The 16,901-nt window shown below is 44.0% G+C and carries 33 protein-coding genes and 1 pseudogene; 31 read left to right on the forward strand and 3 right to left on the reverse strand.

Translation table 11 applies throughout. The features are described from left to right. The 31 genes from tuf to rplQ form a co-directional block, all read left to right on the forward strand. A partial coding sequence (gene tuf / locus HY807_11625; protein MBI4827047.1) for an elongation factor Tu occupies positions 1–355 on the forward strand: 355 nt, incomplete at its 5' end. A 27-nt stretch (positions 356–382) separates the two neighbouring features. Beyond that, a complete protein-coding gene (gene rpsJ / locus HY807_11630) occupies positions 383–688 on the forward strand; it encodes a 30S ribosomal protein S10 (protein MBI4827048.1) in 306 nt (101 codons plus the stop codon). Then, positions 682–1,335 carry a 50S ribosomal protein L3 gene (gene rplC, locus HY807_11635; GenBank protein MBI4827049.1) on the forward strand — a complete coding sequence of 218 codons (654 nt, stop codon included), beginning with the start codon at positions 682–684 and terminating at the stop codon, positions 1,333–1,335. The genes rpsJ and rplC overlap by 7 nt, the downstream gene beginning before the upstream one ends. After that, a complete protein-coding gene (rplD, locus tag HY807_11640) occupies positions 1,335–1,961 on the forward strand; it encodes a 50S ribosomal protein L4 (GenBank protein ID MBI4827050.1) in 627 nt (208 codons plus the stop codon). The genes rplC and rplD overlap by 1 nt, the downstream gene beginning before the upstream one ends. Further along, on the forward strand, positions 1,958–2,248 hold the full coding sequence (gene rplW / locus HY807_11645) for a 50S ribosomal protein L23 (protein MBI4827051.1): 291 nt from the start codon (positions 1,958–1,960) through the stop codon (positions 2,246–2,248). Before rplD ends, rplW begins: the two co-directional genes overlap by 4 nt. Beyond that, positions 2,249–3,070 carry a 50S ribosomal protein L2 gene (gene rplB, locus HY807_11650; protein MBI4827052.1) on the forward strand — a complete coding sequence of 274 codons (822 nt, stop codon included), beginning with the start codon at positions 2,249–2,251 and terminating at the stop codon, positions 3,068–3,070. A 36-nt stretch (positions 3,071–3,106) separates the two neighbouring features. After that, positions 3,107–3,391 carry a 30S ribosomal protein S19 gene (gene rpsS, locus HY807_11655; protein ID MBI4827053.1) on the forward strand — a complete coding sequence of 95 codons (285 nt, stop codon included), beginning with the start codon at positions 3,107–3,109 and terminating at the stop codon, positions 3,389–3,391. Between the two features lie 2 nt (positions 3,392–3,393). Continuing rightward, positions 3,394–3,723, forward strand: coding sequence for a 50S ribosomal protein L22 (rplV, locus tag HY807_11660; GenBank protein ID MBI4827054.1), 330 nt, complete (start codon positions 3,394–3,396; stop codon positions 3,721–3,723). A 16-nt stretch (positions 3,724–3,739) separates the two neighbouring features. After that, on the forward strand, positions 3,740–4,408 hold the full coding sequence (gene rpsC, locus HY807_11665) for a 30S ribosomal protein S3 (GenBank protein MBI4827055.1): 669 nt from the start codon (positions 3,740–3,742) through the stop codon (positions 4,406–4,408). Positions 4,409–4,420: 12 nt separating this feature from the next. Then, on the forward strand, positions 4,421–4,840 hold the full coding sequence (gene rplP / locus HY807_11670; protein ID MBI4827056.1) for a 50S ribosomal protein L16: 420 nt from the start codon (positions 4,421–4,423) through the stop codon (positions 4,838–4,840). Further along, the gene (rpmC, locus tag HY807_11675; protein ID MBI4827057.1) at positions 4,837–5,037 is read left to right on the forward strand and encodes a 50S ribosomal protein L29; all 201 of its coding nucleotides are present in this window, start codon (positions 4,837–4,839) and stop codon (positions 5,035–5,037) included. The genes rplP and rpmC overlap by 4 nt, the downstream gene beginning before the upstream one ends. A 20-nt stretch (positions 5,038–5,057) precedes the next feature. Then, positions 5,058–5,306: a 30S ribosomal protein S17 gene (gene rpsQ / locus HY807_11680; GenBank protein ID MBI4827058.1), complete on the forward strand. Its 249-nt coding sequence runs from the start codon at positions 5,058–5,060 to the stop codon at positions 5,304–5,306. After that, positions 5,303–5,671 (forward strand): 50S ribosomal protein L14, encoded by a 369-nt coding sequence (rplN, locus tag HY807_11685; GenBank protein ID MBI4827059.1) that lies wholly within the window; start codon positions 5,303–5,305, stop codon positions 5,669–5,671. Before rpsQ ends, rplN begins: the two co-directional genes overlap by 4 nt. Before the next feature lie 15 nt (positions 5,672–5,686). Beyond that, positions 5,687–6,001, forward strand: a complete 315-nt coding sequence (locus tag HY807_11690) for a 50S ribosomal protein L24 (GenBank protein MBI4827060.1) — start codon at positions 5,687–5,689, stop codon at positions 5,999–6,001. An 8-nt stretch (positions 6,002–6,009) separates the two neighbouring features. Then, the gene (gene rplE, locus HY807_11695) at positions 6,010–6,561 is read left to right on the forward strand and encodes a 50S ribosomal protein L5 (protein ID MBI4827061.1); all 552 of its coding nucleotides are present in this window, start codon (positions 6,010–6,012) and stop codon (positions 6,559–6,561) included. Between the two features lie 14 nt (positions 6,562–6,575). Then, positions 6,576–6,761 carry a type Z 30S ribosomal protein S14 gene (locus HY807_11700; GenBank protein MBI4827062.1) on the forward strand — a complete coding sequence of 62 codons (186 nt, stop codon included), beginning with the start codon at positions 6,576–6,578 and terminating at the stop codon, positions 6,759–6,761. Positions 6,762–6,774: 13 nt separating this feature from the next. Further along, positions 6,775–7,170, forward strand: coding sequence for a 30S ribosomal protein S8 (rpsH, locus tag HY807_11705; protein ID MBI4827063.1), 396 nt, complete (start codon positions 6,775–6,777; stop codon positions 7,168–7,170). 98 nt (positions 7,171–7,268) lie between these two features. Beyond that, positions 7,269–7,808 carry a 50S ribosomal protein L6 gene (gene rplF, locus HY807_11710; protein MBI4827064.1) on the forward strand — a complete coding sequence of 180 codons (540 nt, stop codon included), beginning with the start codon at positions 7,269–7,271 and terminating at the stop codon, positions 7,806–7,808. 57 nt (positions 7,809–7,865) lie between these two features. Further along, on the forward strand, positions 7,866–8,228 hold the full coding sequence (locus HY807_11715) for a 50S ribosomal protein L18 (protein ID MBI4827065.1): 363 nt from the start codon (positions 7,866–7,868) through the stop codon (positions 8,226–8,228). A 40-nt stretch (positions 8,229–8,268) separates the two neighbouring features. Next, positions 8,269–8,793: a 30S ribosomal protein S5 gene (gene rpsE, locus HY807_11720; protein ID MBI4827066.1), complete on the forward strand. Its 525-nt coding sequence runs from the start codon at positions 8,269–8,271 to the stop codon at positions 8,791–8,793. Next, complete coding sequence (gene rpmD, locus HY807_11725) at positions 8,780–8,962, forward strand: 50S ribosomal protein L30 (protein MBI4827067.1); 183 nt, start codon at positions 8,780–8,782, stop codon at positions 8,960–8,962. The genes rpsE and rpmD overlap by 14 nt, the downstream gene beginning before the upstream one ends. 45 nt (positions 8,963–9,007) lie before the next feature. After that, positions 9,008–9,445: a 50S ribosomal protein L15 gene (gene rplO / locus HY807_11730; protein ID MBI4827068.1), complete on the forward strand. Its 438-nt coding sequence runs from the start codon at positions 9,008–9,010 to the stop codon at positions 9,443–9,445. 69 nt (positions 9,446–9,514) lie between these two features. Beyond that, the gene (gene secY / locus HY807_11735) at positions 9,515–10,822 is read left to right on the forward strand and encodes a preprotein translocase subunit SecY (protein MBI4827069.1); all 1,308 of its coding nucleotides are present in this window, start codon (positions 9,515–9,517) and stop codon (positions 10,820–10,822) included. A 50-nt stretch (positions 10,823–10,872) separates the two neighbouring features. Further along, positions 10,873–11,622 (forward strand): type I methionyl aminopeptidase, encoded by a 750-nt coding sequence (map, locus tag HY807_11740; GenBank protein MBI4827070.1) that lies wholly within the window; start codon positions 10,873–10,875, stop codon positions 11,620–11,622. 24 nt (positions 11,623–11,646) lie between these two features. Beyond that, complete coding sequence (gene infA / locus HY807_11745) at positions 11,647–11,865, forward strand: translation initiation factor IF-1 (protein MBI4827071.1); 219 nt, start codon at positions 11,647–11,649, stop codon at positions 11,863–11,865. Between the two features lie 45 nt (positions 11,866–11,910). After that, positions 11,911–12,024, forward strand: coding sequence for a 50S ribosomal protein L36 (gene rpmJ / locus HY807_11750; GenBank protein MBI4827072.1), 114 nt, complete (start codon positions 11,911–11,913; stop codon positions 12,022–12,024). A 77-nt stretch (positions 12,025–12,101) separates the two neighbouring features. Next, positions 12,102–12,470 carry a 30S ribosomal protein S13 gene (rpsM, locus tag HY807_11755; GenBank protein ID MBI4827073.1) on the forward strand — a complete coding sequence of 123 codons (369 nt, stop codon included), beginning with the start codon at positions 12,102–12,104 and terminating at the stop codon, positions 12,468–12,470. Positions 12,471–12,523: 53 nt separating this feature from the next. Continuing rightward, the gene (rpsK, locus tag HY807_11760) at positions 12,524–12,910 is read left to right on the forward strand and encodes a 30S ribosomal protein S11 (GenBank protein MBI4827074.1); all 387 of its coding nucleotides are present in this window, start codon (positions 12,524–12,526) and stop codon (positions 12,908–12,910) included. Further along, positions 12,910–13,536, forward strand: a complete 627-nt coding sequence (gene rpsD / locus HY807_11765; protein MBI4827075.1) for a 30S ribosomal protein S4 — start codon at positions 12,910–12,912, stop codon at positions 13,534–13,536. Before rpsK ends, rpsD begins: the two co-directional genes overlap by 1 nt. A gap of 102 nt (positions 13,537–13,638) precedes the next feature. After that, a complete protein-coding gene (locus HY807_11770) occupies positions 13,639–14,718 on the forward strand; it encodes a DNA-directed RNA polymerase subunit alpha (protein ID MBI4827076.1) in 1,080 nt (359 codons plus the stop codon). After that, positions 14,708–15,145, forward strand: coding sequence for a 50S ribosomal protein L17 (gene rplQ, locus HY807_11775; GenBank protein ID MBI4827077.1), 438 nt, complete (start codon positions 14,708–14,710; stop codon positions 15,143–15,145). Before HY807_11770 ends, rplQ begins: the two co-directional genes overlap by 11 nt. Before the next feature lie 79 nt (positions 15,146–15,224). Here rplQ and HY807_11780 read toward each other — a convergent pair whose 3' ends face one another. The 3 genes and pseudogenes from HY807_11780 to HY807_11790 all read right to left on the reverse strand — a co-directional run bounded on the left by HY807_11780 (position 15,225) and on the right by HY807_11790 (position 16,795). After that, the gene (locus HY807_11780; GenBank protein MBI4827078.1) at positions 15,225–15,572 is read right to left on the reverse strand and encodes a helix-turn-helix transcriptional regulator; all 348 of its coding nucleotides are present in this window, start codon (positions 15,570–15,572) and stop codon (positions 15,225–15,227) included. Beyond that, positions 15,550–15,891 (reverse strand): annotated as a pseudogene (locus HY807_11785) (type II toxin-antitoxin system RelE/ParE family toxin). The gene HY807_11780 and the pseudogene HY807_11785 overlap by 23 nt, the downstream one beginning before the upstream one ends. Positions 15,892–16,066: 175 nt before the next feature. Beyond that, the gene (locus HY807_11790) at positions 16,067–16,795 is read right to left on the reverse strand and encodes a methyltransferase domain-containing protein (GenBank protein ID MBI4827079.1); all 729 of its coding nucleotides are present in this window, start codon (positions 16,793–16,795) and stop codon (positions 16,067–16,069) included. Positions 16,796–16,901 lie beyond the last annotated feature (106 nt).

A 16,901-nucleotide genomic window follows, 5' to 3' on the forward strand; every position in this document is an offset into this window, starting at 1 on the left:
GCTTCTCAGGGGAACGGCCAAAGACGAAGTTGAAAGAGGCATGGTATTGGCAAAGCCAGGGAGCATAACCCCGCACAAGAAGTTCAATGCGGAAGTATACATACTTACAAAAGAAGAGGGCGGAAGGCATACGCCGTTCTTCAAAGGATACAGGCCGCAGTTTTACTTCAGGACGACGGACGTAACGGGAATAGCGCAGCTGCCTGAGGGAGTAGAGATGGTAATGCCCGGAGACAACGTCAATATAGAAGTTGAGCTCATAAGCAATATAGCGATGGAAGAGGGATTGAGGTTTGCTGTGAGAGAGGGCGGAAGGACAGTTGGAGCAGGTGTTGTCGCAAAGGTCATTGAATAATATATTGAGAGCCGGTAGCAGGAGAATATGAACGAAAAGATAAGAATCAATCTAAAAGCGTATGATCACAGGCTGCTGGATCAGTCTGTTAAAGAGATAGTTGAGACGGCAAAACGTACAGGCGCAAAGATTTCAGGTCCGGTGCCTTTGCCGACCAAGATCCGCAAGATCACTGTGCTCAGGGGTCCTCATGTTGACAAGAAGTCAAGGGAGCAGTTTGAGATCAGGACCCATAAAAGACTGATAGATATTCTTGAACCGACTTCACAGACAGTGGATGCACTTATGAAACTTGATCTATCCGCAGGGGTAGATGTTGAGATAAAATTATGAAAGCAATTCTTGGAAAAAAAATAGGAATGACTCAGGTGTTTATGGATGACGGGCAGCTTGTCCCGGTGACTGTAATAGAAGCAGGTCCGTGCAGGGTAACGCAATCCAAAAATAAGGATAAAGACGGCTATATTACTGTACAGATCGGTTTCGATCCTAATCGCAAAGAAAAAAATGTAACAAAACCCATGCTTGGACATTTCAGTAAGACATCATCACCGGCTTACCGTTTCTTGAGAGAGTTTAATATGGAAGGATTGAAAGAAGGGGATGACATAACCGTTGATATTTTTTCAAAGGGGGATATCGTCAACATCTCAGGGACTTCCAAAGGTAAAGGCTTTCAGGGAGTTATGAAGAGACATAACTACGGAGGAGGCCCGGCATCTCACGGCTCTATGTTCAAGAGGGCGCCAGGTTCTATGGGAGCCAGTTCTTATCCCTCAAGGGTTTGGAAGAACAAGGGGCTTCCAGGGCAGATGGGCAATGTAAAGGTTACAACAATGAACATTGAGGTTGTTGATATAAAGAAGGAACTGAATCTTTTACTTGTAAAAGGTGCAGTTCCGGGGGCAAACGGGAATTATGTAGTGATTGGTTCCAATGCTCCAATGCCTGATCTGGCTGTTAAGGAGAATAAAGGCTGATGCCACAGATAGACGTATTGAATAAAGAAAATATAGCAGTGAGTAAGATGGATCTGCCTGATGACATATTTGGTGTCGAGATCAAAAACGGAATCCTTCATGATGTTGTCCGTAATTATCTTGCAAATAAGCGTCAGGGAAATGCTTGTACAAAGACAAAAGGCGAAGTCAGCGGCGGAGGCAAAAAGCCTTATAAGCAGAAGGGTACCGGCAGGGCCAGGGCAGGAAGCAGCAGGTCTCCAGTCTGGAGAGGCGGCGGTACTGTTTTCGGGCCGAAGCCCAGGGACTATTCATATAAGCTCCCTAAAAAGGTAAAATGGGGGGCGCTGAGTGCGGCTCTTTCTGCAAAAGTAGTTGACGGGGAAGTATTAATTGTTGATAGTCTTCCTATTGCCACGCCTAAGACAAAGGAACTTGCAAGTATACTCAAAGCGATGGGTGTTGAAAAGAGCGTTCTGATAGTTATACCTGAAAAAGATAATGCCCTTGAGCTTTCAGCGGGAAATATTCCTAATGTTCATGTGGCAAGGGCGAGTGAGCTTAATGTTTATTCAATACTCAATCATGAAAAAGTTATGATTCTTAAGGGAGCTGTTGAACGGATCAAGGAGATATATCTGGGATGAGCAAAGAATATAGTGTTCTTCATGGCCCGCTTTTAACGGAAAAGGGGTCTCTGCTTAAAGAGGCTAATAATGTGATATTGTTCAAGGTCAGCAAGGCCTCGAATAAAATAGAGATAAAAAAGGCGGTCGAAGGAATCCTGAAAGTAAAAGTGGATTCTGTCAGGACGGTCAACTGTAAAGGGAAAAAGAAGCGTCTTGGCAGATACGCAGGCAAGAGATCTGACTGGAAGAAGGCTTTGGTCACATTAAAAGAAGGGGAGAAATTCGATTTTGTCGAAGGTGCTTAAATGGCAATAAAAAAATATAAACCAACATCACCGGGTTCACGTTTTAAAAGCGGTTTTGACTTTGCAGAGATCACTGAGACAAAACCATATAAGCCGCTTGTTCTCCCGATAAAGAAGTCAGGCGGGAGGAATAACAAGGGGCGTATAACATCATGGCTTAAGGGCGGAGGCCATAAAAGGGCTTACAGGATCATTGACTTTAAGCGTGATAAGGTAAATATACCGTGCGTAGTTGAGACGATTGAATATGATCCGAACAGGACATCGCGTATAAGTCTTCTCCGGTATGCCGACGGCGAGAGGAGATATATACTTACACCATTAGGTGTTCAGGTAGGCGATAAGCTTATGTCAGGCAAGGATGCAGAGATAAAGAACGGAAATGCATTGCCTGTAAGCAGCATTCCTTTGGGAACTATTATCCATAACATAGAGCTCAGGCCCGGGGAAGGCGGTTCCATTGCCCGGAGCGCGGGTTCATATGCGCAGCTCGTTGCAAAGGATAAGGATATGTGCCACATAAAGCTTTCGTCTTCAGAGGTAAGGCTTATTCCGTCAGGCTGTATAGCCACCGTTGGACAGGTTGGCAATGTTGAGAGAGAGAACATATCCCTCGGCAAGGCGGGCAGGAACAGATGGTTAGGCAAGAGGCCCGGTGTGAGGGGTGTAGTCATGAACCCTGTTGACCATCCTCTCGGCGGCGGCGAGGGCAGGACATCAGGCGGCAGGCCGCCATGCTCGCCATGGGGCAAGCCTGAGGGCATCAAGACCAGGCACAACAAGAAGACTGACAAGTTCATTGTCAGGAGAAGAAAGAAATAATCGAAAAAAAGCAGTTAGAGGAATGGAGGACAGACCTTGGCAAGATCACTGAAAAAAGGGCCGTATGTAGATGCTAAACTCATGAAGAAGGTTCTTATGATGACCGAAAAGAATGACAAGAAGATCATAAAGACCTGGTATAGAAGGTCAACGATAGTCCCTGAGTTCATCGGTTTTACATTTGCAGTTCATAATGGCAATAAATTTATTCCGGTATATGTTACAGAGAACATGGTTGGGCACAAACTCGGTGAATTTTCTCCGACAAGGACATTCAGAGCACATTCAGGCGCCAAGAAAGAAGTGGCAAAGAAGAAATAACTATGGAATCTAAAGCGCTATTAAGATACGCAAGGATCTCTCCCAGGAAGGTCAGGAGAGTAACAGATTTGATTAAAGGGAAGACAGCGGGCGATGCTCTTGTAAGCCTCAAGTTCCTTCCTCACAGTCCCGCAAGGATCGTATCGAAGATACTCAGGTCTGCTGTTGCTAACGCAGAGCAGAAGAAGGTTGCCGATCCTGAGTCAATGAGAGTTGCAAAGGTGTTTATTGATCAGGGTCCGGTAATGAAAAGAATGATGCCTCGTGCCATGGGCAGGGCTGATGTGATAAGAAAGAGATCAAGTCATATAACTTTAATTCTGGAAGAATAGGATCGGAGGAATAATTTTGGGGCAGAAGGCACATCCGATAGGAATAAGGCTCGGAATAATTAAGACGTGGAACTCGAAATGGTTCGCAAAGAAAGACTATGTAGAGTTGCTTCACGAAGATCTTGCCATACAGAAGTTCATCAAGGACTCGCTCTTTCATGCCGGCGTGCCCAAGGTTGAGATCGAGAGAGCAGGGCAGAAGCTGAAGGTCATTATTCAGACAGCACGCCCTGGGATCATCATCGGCAAAAGGGGAGCTGAGGTCGATAAGCTGAAGAAGACCCTTGAAGATATGACAGGCAAGAAGGTTTCTATAGATATAAAAGAGGTAAGAAAACCTGAACTTGATGCCCAGCTTGTAGCAGAAAATATTGCGCTTCAACTGGAGAAGAGGATAATGTTCAGGAGGGCGATGAAGAAGTCTGTTACAACTGCCCGCAGGTTCGGAGCATTGGGCATAAAAGTTATGTGTGGCGGCAGGCTTGGAGGCGCAGAAATAGCCAGGTCAGAGTGGTACCGTGAAGGAAGGGTGCCATTGCACACATTCAGGTCTGACATTGATTACGGGACTGCTGAGGCCAAGACCACTTTTGGAAGAATAGGCGTTAAGGTCTGGATATACAGAGGTGATATTTTAGAGAAACCCGCTTTGGCAGAAATTGCAAGCGGAGACACAGTAAGTTAAGGGAAATTAGCCATGTTAATGCCAAAAAAAGTTAAATTCAGAAAGATGATGAAGGGCAATATGAACGGTAAGGCCTACAGGGGCTCGTCAATATCTTTCGGCGAGTACGGGCTTAAAGCGCTTGAACCCGGCTGGGTCACTAACCGCCAGATAGAGTCTGCGAGGATCGCGATATCAAGGCATGCCAAGAGAGGCTGTAAACTCTGGATAAGGATATTTCCTGACAAGCCTCTTACCAAAAAGCCTGCAGAAACAAGAATGGGTAAAGGTAAAGGCGCTTTGTCTGGTGTGTGGGTTGCCGTGGTGAAGCCTGGGAGGGTCATGTATGAGATATCAGGTGTCAGTGAAGAACTGGCAAAAGAAGCACTTAGGCTTGCCTCACATAAACTTGCTATCGCTACAAAATTTGTCAAGAGAGGAGATGTATTATGAAGAAATCCTCCGAACTGCGTGACATGACTGTTGAAGAACTCAGGCATGAAGAGCATGATCTCAGAAAGGAACTTTTTAATCTAAGGTTTCAGAAGGTGACCGGTGAGATAGAGAACCCTATGAGGATAAATCAGGTAAAAAAGGGAATTGCAAGGGTCTTAACTGTATCCGGTTATAAATCAAGGGCCAGCAAATAATTTATTAGAGAGAAATATATATGCCAAGAAAAAACTATACAGGCGAAGTACTGAGCGACAAGATGGATAAGACAGTTGTTGTTGCTGTTACCCGGGTTACACAGCACCCTCTTTATAAGAAGACCGTGACGAAGGTGTCAAAGTTCAAGGCGCATGATGAGGAGAATCAGTGTAAGATTGGTGACAAGGTGCAGATAACTGAATCAAGGCCTATAAGCAAAGACAAGAGATGGAAAGTGACTGAGATAGTCAAAAGAGGAAGCGAATGATACAGGTTCAGACAGTATTGGATGTTGCTGACAATTCAGGAGCAAAAAAGGTGATGTGCATCAGGGTTTCCGGCGGTTCTCGCAGGAGATATGCCAGAATTGGTGACAGGATCGTTGTTTCAGTAAAAGAGGCGATAGCTAACAGTAATGTAAAGAAGGGAACTGTAATGAAGGCGGTTGTTGTCAGGACTAAAAAAGAGTTGCGGAGGCAGGACGGTTCCTACATAAGGTTTGACCAGAATGCCGCTGTTTTAATCAATGCTGAGGGGGAGCCTGTCGGCACAAGAATATTTGGACCGGTTGCAAGGGAGTTAAGATGGAAAGATTACATGAAGATCATCTCTCTTGCCCCAGAGGTCTTATAAATTAAAGGAGCAGTTGTGGGATTAGGTATAAAAAAAGAAGATACGATACTGGTTATAGCCGGTGATGATAAAGGCAAGAGAGGCAGGGTTCTTGAAGTTGACCCGGGCAAGGACAGGCTCGTTATCGAAAGCATCAACATGATCAAGAAACATATGAAGCCGAATAATAAATACAAGCAGGGCGGAATCATAGAAAAAGAGGCTCCTATGAATCTGTCCAATGTAATGCTCGTCTGCTCAAAATGCGATAAGCCTGTAAGAATAGGACACAAGATACTTGAGAACGGAACTAAAGTCCGGACATGCAATAAGTGCGGGGAGGTTATTTAGTAGCGCTGATGAGCAGATTAAGAGAGAAATATAATAAAGAGGTCGTATCCATTCTGATGAAGGAGTTTTCCTTTAAGAATGTCATGCAGGTGCCGCGGATAACATCTATTGTCCTTAATGTGGGGATGGGTGAGGCGATTCAGGAGATCAAACTCCTTGACGCCGCAGTAAAAGAATTAGCCACTATTACGGGACAGGCGCCTGTTATAACAAAGGCCAAGAAATCCATCGCAACATTTAAGCTGAGGGAAGGGATGTCCATAGGCGCCAAGGTAACTCTCAGGGGCGACAGGATGTATGATTTTCTTGATAAGTTCATATCTCTTGCTTTGCCGAGGATAAGGGATTTTAACGGTGTCTCTCCGAAATCATTTGACGGCAGGGGTAACTTTTCGTTCGGTGTAAAGGAACAGATAATATTCCCGGAGATCAATTATGACAAGATAGCGAGCACTCACGGTATGAACGTGGTCATTGTTACATCTGCGAAAACCGATGCACAGGGAAGGGCGTTACTAAAGCATTTAGGCATGCCTTTTATTAATAAAAACGTTAACTGAGACAAGGGAGTTTTATGGCAAAGAAGTGTTTGGTTGAGAAATCGAAAAGGACGCCGAAGTTCAAGGTCAGGGCATATCACAGATGCCGTCTATGCGGAAGGCCTAACGGTTTTCTCAGGGAATTCGGAATGTGCAGAATATGCTTCAGGACGCTTGCCTTGAAAGGCATGATCCCTGGCGTAACAAAATCGAGTTGGTAAGAGGTATAAATATATGATGACAGATCCGATAGCAGATATGCTTACAAGAATCAGGAATGGTAATATGGCGAAGCTTGAAAAGGTTGATATGCCTTCTTCAAAGCTTAAGCTTGAGATGACCAAGATCCTTAAGGAAAAGGGCTTTATAAGGGGCTACAAGGTCTTAAAGGATAATAAACAGGGGATCATCAGAATTTCTCTTAAGTATTTTGGCGGGGATAAGAGGGTGATAACAGACCTCAAGAGGATAAGCAAGCCGGGCAGAAGAGTTTATGTTGATAGCGCGAGTATTCCAAAGGTTATGGGCGGAGTCGGTTTAGCTATCATCTCAACATCAAAGGGTGTCCTCTCTGATGATATGTGCAGGAAAGAGAGAGTCGGTGGAGAGGTTCTCTGTAATGTATGGTAAAGACGGTTATAAGTTTAAAGTTAAGAGTGAAGACTGTAACTATCATTCTATAATCTTTTAACTTTTAATTTTAAACTTTTAATTTTTTTGGAGATAAAATGTCTAGAATAGGTAAAACCCCGATAAATGTAGCTAATGGTGTAGACGTCAAGATACAGGGAAGCAATATCTCTGTCAAGGGCCCTAAGGGTCAATTGATATGGGACTTTCCGTCGCGGATGAAGGTTTCTCTTCAGGATAAGGTGCTTGTTGTAGAAAGGCCGTCTGATTCAAAGGATGTCAGGTCGCTTCATGGTACGACGAGAAGTATTATCGCCAATATGGTAACGGGAGTAAGCGAAGGTTACAAGATCGTGCTTCAGATCATCGGGGTCGGCTATAGGGCACAGGTACAGGGGAATAAGATTAATTTTGCGATTGGATATTCACATCCGGTGGAGTTTGTTCTTCCGGAAGGTATCAGCGCTGAGATTGACAAGAAACAGACATTGTTGACGCTCACTGGCATTGATAAACAGCTGATAGGCCAGGTGGCTGCAAATATAATAGCAATAAGGCCTCCGGATGCATATAAAGGCAAAGGCATAAGATTCGAAGGTGAGCAGATCAAGTTGAAGGCTGGCAAGACAGGGAAGTAGGTTGGAGATCGTTATAAACTTTAATTACAGATCAAGAGTTATAAGCCGGAGGTTTTTTTGAACTTAAAGAGGCAGGAACCAAGAAAGAAAAGACATTTTAGAGTCAGAAAGAAGATTGCCGGTACCGCAGCCAGGACAAGGCTTAATGTCTTCAGGAGCAGTAATCATATATATGCGCAGCTGATAGATGACTATTCCGGAACGACAGTTGCTTCTGCATCAAGCCTGGACAAGGATGTCAAAGGAAAGATCAAGTCCGGAGGGAATATTGATTCAGCAAAGGTTGTAGGCCTGCTCATTGCAGAGAGGGCTTCAAGTAAAGGGATAAAGAGTGTTGTTTTTGACAGAGGCGGCTATCTTTATCACGGAAGGGTTAAAGCCCTTGCCGATGCGGCAAGAGAAGGCGGGTTGGAATTTTAATTGAAACTGACAAATTTAAAATATAATTTTTTCTGGAGGCATAGTGGGTAGGATCAACCCTGAAAGTCTGAATCTGAAAGACAAGGTAGTTTTTATTAATAGAGTCGCCAAGGTTGTAAAAGGCGGAAGGAGATTTTCCTTCAGTGCCCTTGTTGTTGTCGGTGATGAAAATGGTTATGTCGGGTTTGGGAAAGGCAAAGCCGGAGAGGTCCCCGAGGCTATCAGGAAGGCTATTGAACATGCCAAAAAGAACTTGATCAAGGTTTCTCTTAACAACGGTACCATTCCGCACAGGATAGTAGGCAGTTACGGAGCCGGCAGAGTAGTTATTCAGCCGGGAAAGCCAGGGACAGGACTAATTGCCGGAGGGCCGGTAAGAGCGGTTATGGAAGTGACCGGGATCCGCAACATAGTTGCAAAGTCTTTAGGCAGCAGAAATCCTTTTAATATGATAAGGGCAACAATAGACGGATTTACAAAGCTGCAGGATAGCAATACGACCCTCAGAAGGGCTGGCAGGGCGGAAGAAGGACAGGAGCAGGGATTAACCAATGAAGAATCTTAAGATAACATTAAAGCGAAGTGTGATAGGCAAACCTGAAAAACAGAGAAAGATCGTAAGATCTCTTGGTTTGAGAAAGCTCCATCAGACAGTACTGCATAGGGATGAGCCTACGATAAGAGGAATGATCCATAAGATCTCGCATATGTTGGAAGTTGCTGAATCAGAATAATAAGTTAAGATTTTAATATAGTTATTTGATAAAAAGGAAAATTTAATGAGATTATCAGATCTTGCACCGGTTCCGGGCAGCAGAAAGAAGAGAAAGAGGGTTGGAAGAGGGCCTGGATCAGGTCACGGGAAGACCGCTTGTAAGGGTCATAAGGGGCAGAAGGCAAGAACCGGAGGCGGCACAAGGCCGGGTTTTGAAGGCGGACAGATGCCTCTGCAGCGCAGGATTCCCAAGAGAGGATTCACAAATATTTTTCAGGAGCAGTATTCAGTTGTTAACGTCGGGGCATTAAACGATATCACTGATACTCCGATAACTCCTGAAGTGCTTGTGGAAAAGGGATTGATAAAGAATATCGCAAATCCTGTAAAGATACTCGGATCCGGTGAGCTTACAAACCCTGTTAATGTAAAGGCTCATGCCTTCAGCGCTTCTGCTAAAGAAAAGATATCCAATGCAAAGGGCAATGCTGAAACAATATAAGGCCCGGAGTTTGAAAAGACCGGGTAATACAAAACACTCCTTGAGATTTCATTTAGCCTGAGAAATAATATGAGCATAGTTGCGAGCTTTCAAAATGTCTTTAAAATCCCCGAACTGAAGAGCAGGATACTCTTCACACTTGGCCTATTGGCCGTTTACAGGATAGGTGCACACATTCCGACTCCCGGCATAGACGGCTTGGAACTCAGCAAGTTTTTGTTGGACAGGGGCGGGGCCCTTATGGGATTCTTCGATATGTTCTCCGGAGGTGCCTTGTCAAGGGCAACTATCTTTGCGCTGGGCATAATGCCTTATATCAGCGCCTCGATAATACTTCAGCTTCTAACTGTTGTTGTTCCGGCGCTTGGGAAATTGGCCAAAGAGGGTGAAAGCGGAAGAAAGAAGATAACACAATATACGAGATACGGCACGGTAGTTATAAGTATCATTCAGTCATTAGGTATAGCAGTTGGTATTGAAAGCATGAATCAGGGCGCCTTTGTGCAGGATCCGGGATGGTCGTTCAGGCTGATGACTATGCTGACAATGACTTCAGGCACTGCCTTTATCATGTGGCTTGGCGAACAGATAACCGAAAGAGGCATCGGCAACGGGATATCTCTTATAATCTATGCCGGAATAGTCGCAGGCTTCCCAAATGCTGTTATTAGTTCAATATCTCTTATCAAGGCAGGAGAGATAAACCTTATATTAATGCTGCTTTTGTTAGTTATGATGATTGCTGTGATAGCTGTTATTGTCTTCATTGAAAGAGGTCAGCGGAAGATACCTATACAATATGCCAAAAGGGTTGTAGGGAGAAAGGTATACGGCGGACAGAATACGCACCTTCCGTTAAAGATTAATACTGCCGGTGTTATCCCTCCTATTTTCGCATCTTCTATTTTAATGTTTCCTGCAACTATCGCAGGATTTATATCTATTCCATGGGTTCAATCAATTGCAGGCCAGTTTGCTCCGGGATCCGTGTTCTATACTATATCTTTTACCGCAATGGTCTTCTTTTTCTGCTATTTTTATGCTTCAATAACATTTAATCCTGTCGATATAGCAGAGAACCTCAAGAAGCACGGAGGGTTTATACCTGGCGTGAGACCCGGCCAGAAGACATCTGACCATATCTTTAAGGTGCTTTCAAGGATTACTTTTGGCGGTGCTGTCTATCTCGCATCGGTATGTCTGCTGCCCCAGTTCCTCATAACGTGGTTCAATGTTCCATTCTATTTCGGCGGCACATCCATTCTAATCGTGGTCGGTGTGGCGCTTGATACCATTTCACAGATGGAGTCGCATCTTGTTACACGTTCATATGACGGCTTTCTCAAGAAAGGCAGGATTCGCGGCAGGAGAGGCTGAACATTTTGACATTAAGTTTTTCGCTTTTTTAAAGATACTGGTATCGATCATTGATAGTTCTAAAGTCTCAGGATGAAATAGACAGGATGGCATTGGCTTGCCGTATAGTGGCTGAAGTCCTCATGAAGATAAGGGAGTGCATAGCTCCCGGGATGACGACAAAAGAACTTGATCAAATTGCAGAATCGTATATTTTGTCACAAAAGGCAACGCCGGCTTTTAAGGGTTATAAAGGCTACCCTGCAACACTCTGTACTTCACTGAATGATCAGGTAGTACACGGAATACCAGGTTCAGCTGTATTAAAAGAGGGTGATATAATCAGCATTGATGTCGGCGTGTACCAGGGTGGTTTTTATGGAGACGCTGCCATAACTTTGCCTGTGGGGCAGATATCTCAAGAGGCCGGTAAATTGCTGTCTTCTACAGAAGAAGCACTTTATAAAGGGATTGAAAAAGCGCTTGTTGGCAACAGGCTTTCAGATATCTCTTATGCTGTTCAGAAGCATGCTGAAGCCGATGGCTTCTCAGTTGTAAAGCAATTTGTCGGGCATGGGATCGGCAGGGAACTTCATGAAGATCCGCAGATTCCTAATTTTGGAAAGCCGGGTCAAGGCCCTTTTTTGAGAGAAGGAATGACACTTGCAATTGAGCCGATGATAAATGCAGGAACATGGAAAGTGGATGTGCTGAAGGATGGTTGGACAGCTGTAACCAGGGACGGCCGCCTGTCTGCCCACTTTGAGCATACTGTTGCAGTGACTAAAAACGGGCCGATAATCTTGACTAAATTTCATTAAATTATTTATACTTACAAGTTAAAAATGACAAAGGAAGAGTCAATAGAGGTACAGGGCACCATTCTAAAGAATCTGCCCAACGCCATGTTCAAGGTCGAACTGGAGAATGGACAGGAGATACTGGCATATGTTTCAGGGAAGATGCGCATGCATTTCATAAAAATACTTCCCGGTGACAAGGTAACCGTTGCTCTCTCCCCTTATGACCTTTCTAAGGGCAGAATAACATACAGGTATAAATAACAAAGCGATAGCTTAAAAAAATAATATTTTATAATTGAGGGATAAATGAAAGTGCGTTCATCAGTAAAACCTATGTGTACAAAATGCAAGGTAATTAAGAGGGAAGGGATTCTGCGAGTTATATGCAGCAATCCTAAACATAAGCAGAGACAAGGGTGATAACAAGTTGAGATTTGAGAATTAACTTGCCTGTTAACATTCAACTCTTAACTCATAATATTTTTTAAGGAGAGAAAGTGAGAATAGCAGGAGTAGATTTACAAAACAATGAGAGAATAGAAATAGGGCTAACCAAAATCTTTGGTATAGGGCAGACCGCATCCAGGAATATACTTAAGGAAGCCGGAGTTGACGCTAACAAGAGAGTTAAGGACGTTACTGACGAGGAAGGCATTAAGATAAGGGCTGCCATAGATAAAGACTTTACGGTTGAGGGTGATCTCAGGCGTGAGGTAGCCATGAACATAAAGAGGCTGCGCGATATAGGCAGTTACAGGGGAACCAGGCATAAACTGAAACTTCCTTCGAGAGGCCAAAGGACAAAGACTAATGCCCGCACACGTAAGGGCGCTAAAAAATCTATTGGCGGGCTTCAGAAAAAATAATATTTACTGAAACAATTTCCAGATTGTAATTATATATAAGGATTGGAGGATTAATGGCCCAGAAGAAGCGAGGCGGAAAGAAAGAGAAAAAAGCAGTTCATTCAGGTTCAGTATTTATTCAGGCTACTTTCAATAATACAATAGTTACAATAACTGATAAATCAGGCAATGTTGTCGCATGGTCTTCAGCAGGCGCGCATGGTTTTAAAGGTTCAAGAAAAGGCACGCCATATGCTGCGCAGATCACTGCTGAAAATGCTGCAAAGAAGGCAATGGGATTTGGCATGCGCCAGGTCGATATATTTGTAAAGGGCCCTGGAGCAGGCAGGGAATCGGCAATCAGGGCTGTGTCATCAGCCGGACTAGGGGTTAATATTATAAGGGATATTACGCCTGTTCCGCATAACGGCACAAGGCCGCCGAAGAGGAGAAGAGTCTAATGGCAAGGTACACAGGAGCACTCTGCAGGCTGTGCAGAAGGGAAGGGGAGAAACTCTTCCTTAAAGGTGACAGATGTTTTATGGATAAATGCGCTGTAGAGAGGAGGAAGTACTCTCCGGGACAGCATGGCCAGCGAAGAAAGAAGATGTCCGACTATGCCGTTCAGTTACGGGCAAAACAGAAGGCCAAGGAAACTTACAGTGTGCTTGAGCGTCAGTTTAAGAAGTATTTTTACATGGCGGATAAAATGAGCGGGGTTACCGGAAGCAATCTTCTCCAACTGCTTGAAAGCAGGCTTGACAATGTTGTTTTCCGTCTTGGTTTTGCTGCAAACCGCAACCAGGCAAGACAGTTAGTGACACATGGCCACTTTACCGTTAACGGCAAGCCTGTAAATATATCTTCATACCTTGTTCGCGCGGGGGATGTTGTGAGTCCCAGTGATGCCGGCAAGAAGTTCAAGATCATTCAGGAAAACATGGACAAAGTTCAGCAGAGGGGAGTACTGTCCTGGCTTGAAATGGATGTTGAAGGCCTTAAGGGCAAGGTTCTGCATCTTCCTGAAAGGGATGAAATAGATATTCCTGTTCAGGAACAGCTCATTGTTGAGCTTTATTCGAAATAATTATAATATTCTTAAGTTAAAAGTTATTAATGCCGGGTTTATTAATAGTTTTTTTAATTTTTAGCTTTTAACTTTTAACTTTTTTCATATTTTGGAGGACAGATGGAATTCAAAAAGCGAGGTTTCAACATTCCTGAAAGGGTTATATTTGATTCAGGCAGCGACCATAAATACGGCAAGCTTATCGCTGAACCTTTTGAAAGAGGCTACGGCACTACTGTTGGTAACGCATTAAGAAGGGTTTTGCTTTCTTCCATTGAAGGGGCAGCGGTTACTTCCGTAAAGATTCCTGGAGTGCTTCATGAGTTTTCCACACTGCAGGGACTTAAAGAAGACGTTGTTGATGTCATACTCAATATCAAGCAGCTCAGATTCAAGATGCATTCTGATGAACCCAGGATCGTAACTATTGAGATAAACGGGCCTGCTGAGGTCAAGGGCAGGGACATTATCACCGGCGCAGATGTCGAAGTCCTTACCCCTGATCAGCATATAGCAACCCTTGATAAGAAGATGCATTTTACTGCTGAACTTAAGATTGAAAAGGGCACTGGCTACAGAGTGCCTGATGAAGTGCACGGTGAGGATGAAACCGTAGATATGATAAAGGTCGACTCTATATTCACCCCTGTCAGGAAGGTCAACTTCTGGATAGAGGGAGCCAGGGTTGGCCGTTCAACCGACTTTGATAAGCTAATCATGGAGATATGGACCGATGGCAGTATTACTCCTCAAGAAGCTCTCTCACAGGCTGCAAATATTCTAAATGAACATATCTCTCTCTTTTCAATGGATGAGGAAGTGAAAAAGGAAGTTGCAGACGCAGGTGAAATTGTTATTGAGGAAGAAGAAGATGATGATTATGTTACAGAAGAAGAGATGGAGGAAGAGGAAGAACCCAGTACTCTGAGTGTATTCAATGACAATCTTCTTAAAAGCGTAGATGAACTTGAGCTTTCAGTACGTTCAAATAACTGCCTTAAAAATGCAAATATTTATACAATTGCCGATCTTGTGCAGAGAACAGAATCAGAGATGCTTAGGACTAAAAACTTCGGCAGAAAATCTCTCAACGAGATAAAAGAGGTAGTTTCTAAGATGGGCCTGCACTTTAACATGAGGATCGAGCCTGATGTGTTGAAGAAACTAGAGAAGGCCAAAGGAGTCAAGCATGCGTCATAAAGTAGCAGGCAGAGGATTTGGAAGGAACACAAAGCAGAGGAAAGCACTTTTGAGGGGTTTGGTAATATCACTTTTAACCCACTTAAAGATAGAGACGACCGTTGCCAAGGCAAAGGAGACAAGGAAGATAGCTGAGAAGATAATCACTCTTGGCAAGAAGGGAGACCTTCATGCAAGAAGGCTTGCGATGTCATCCATTCCCGACGAGAACTCCATCACCAAGCTCTTTAATGAAATAGCACCGAAGATAAGCCGCACCAGTGGTTACCTCAGAGTGCTACAGACCCGCAACAGGATAGGCGACAATGCTTCAATGGCTGTGCTTGAGTTTGTTGATTATGAGAAGCTCCAGAACAAAGAGGAGATAGAGCAGAAGGCAAAGAAGAAAGAGGCAAAGGCTGCAAAAGCAGAGACGACAGAAAAGTAAAGCTTAATTCATATAAATCATCTTAAGGCCTGTGAGCGATCACAGGCCTTTTTTGTTTGTATCTTTCAGTAAGTGCAATCTAACCGGCGCGCAGTTTTCTTGTGCGTCCACCTGAGTGCTTTGTTAGGCCGCCTGCTTTTACAGCCTCATTGATCAATCGCAACTCAAGGCGATAACCGAGGGCATGAGCATATTTCTGCAACGTCGCCAGTGACGGCGAATGCTTCCCTTTTCCGGATTCCAGGCGTGCCACAGCAGACTGCGTTGTGCCGATACGTTCAGCGGCTTCCGCCTGAGTGATACCGGCTGCGGTGCGTGCCTTCAAAAACTCGTCGAAGAGGGCAAACTCCTCATCGAGCCGATCATATTCGGCCTTAACATCCGTACGAGCAAGCGCGCGAGACTTAAGTTCTTTGTGTGTCAGCATTCTTTACCTCCTTCATACGCCGTCGAGCTGTTGCAATCTCTCTGGCCGGTGTCTTGTCTGTTTTTTTGATGAATTGGTGAAGCACCATGATCTTTTTGCCGACCATTGTGCAGTAGAAGACACGTGCAATTCCTTCCCCTGCTTTTAGCCGCAGCTCAAATAGGCCGTCGCCCAATGCGCGCGTGTGCGGCATACCCAGGTCTGGACCAAATATCTCCATCCTGTCGGAATATCGGAGATAACGGGCAAGAAAGCCTGCCGGCATGGCGAGGATTTCTTATTGCACTGATTCACTGTAATAGGTGAGCGTCCAGTTCACGATATTATTATAGCGGATTTGCTATATTGAAGCAAAATGCCGGAAGCTCATCTTTGAGGTTTCGACATAATGGGGAAGCTTACGGAGGCAAGGAAGATGTTTACGAAGATAACGCGCAGGTAAGCGGCTTGACCGCTTGACCTGCTTGTTATGAATAGTCCATCCTTGTCAAATGTCAAGGGCTGACTCCATTCTTTGTACACAGCACAATACCGTTGGCTATTTTTATCTGACTCCATTTTCCTGGAAGACGTGTTTCAACTGAAGAGTTTGGCGGAAAGACAAAGCCATATTTACCAAAAAATTTCTTGTAATCCGCAAGTGGTCTGCAATAATTTACAATAGGGCGTTCTTCCATTATAAAAGTGACTTTCTGTTCAGAGTGCGCGATACCTAATAAAACTATGCCGTTTTTCTTTATGACTCTACTCATTTCTCTAATTACTGGATCGTGTTGGTCAAAACTACAGCAAGTTAATAGACAATCAGAAACTACAATATCAAAATAATCATCTAAAAAAGGTGTTTTTTGCGCAGGAATTATCAAAGGCAAACAATCAACGTTATGTTGAACACATTCTAACAGAGCATCCGGCAATGTATCTAACACGGCAAGATTAATATCTAAATTATTATTAAAACTTTTCAAAAAAATTGTTGTATCTCTTGGATTCGCCCAATGCGAACAGCCCATAATCAAACAATTAATCCTTTTTCGTCTTCCTAAGTACGTTGAAAGTGTTTTATTATTAGTCTCACTTTTAGCAACATCTCTCAAAAAACCAATAAGAGCCCTAGACCTATGAGTCTTGTAAAAACCAAAAAATGATTTCCTACCATCCGAGGTCATCTGATCAGGACCGGGTCTTTTAGATTCTCCAGCTTTTGTGTTTGTGTTTTTCATATAATTATTATATTCAAATTGTGGATGGTCGCCTGGTATGCCAGCGGCTATTTGAGCTATTAGGCGTGACTAATGCCACTTTTCAAATAATCACCTTTCGCACTCA

Source organism: Nitrospirota bacterium, assembly GCA_016207885.1.
GTDB lineage: Bacteria > Nitrospirota > Thermodesulfovibrionia > UBA6902 > UBA6902 > JACQZG01.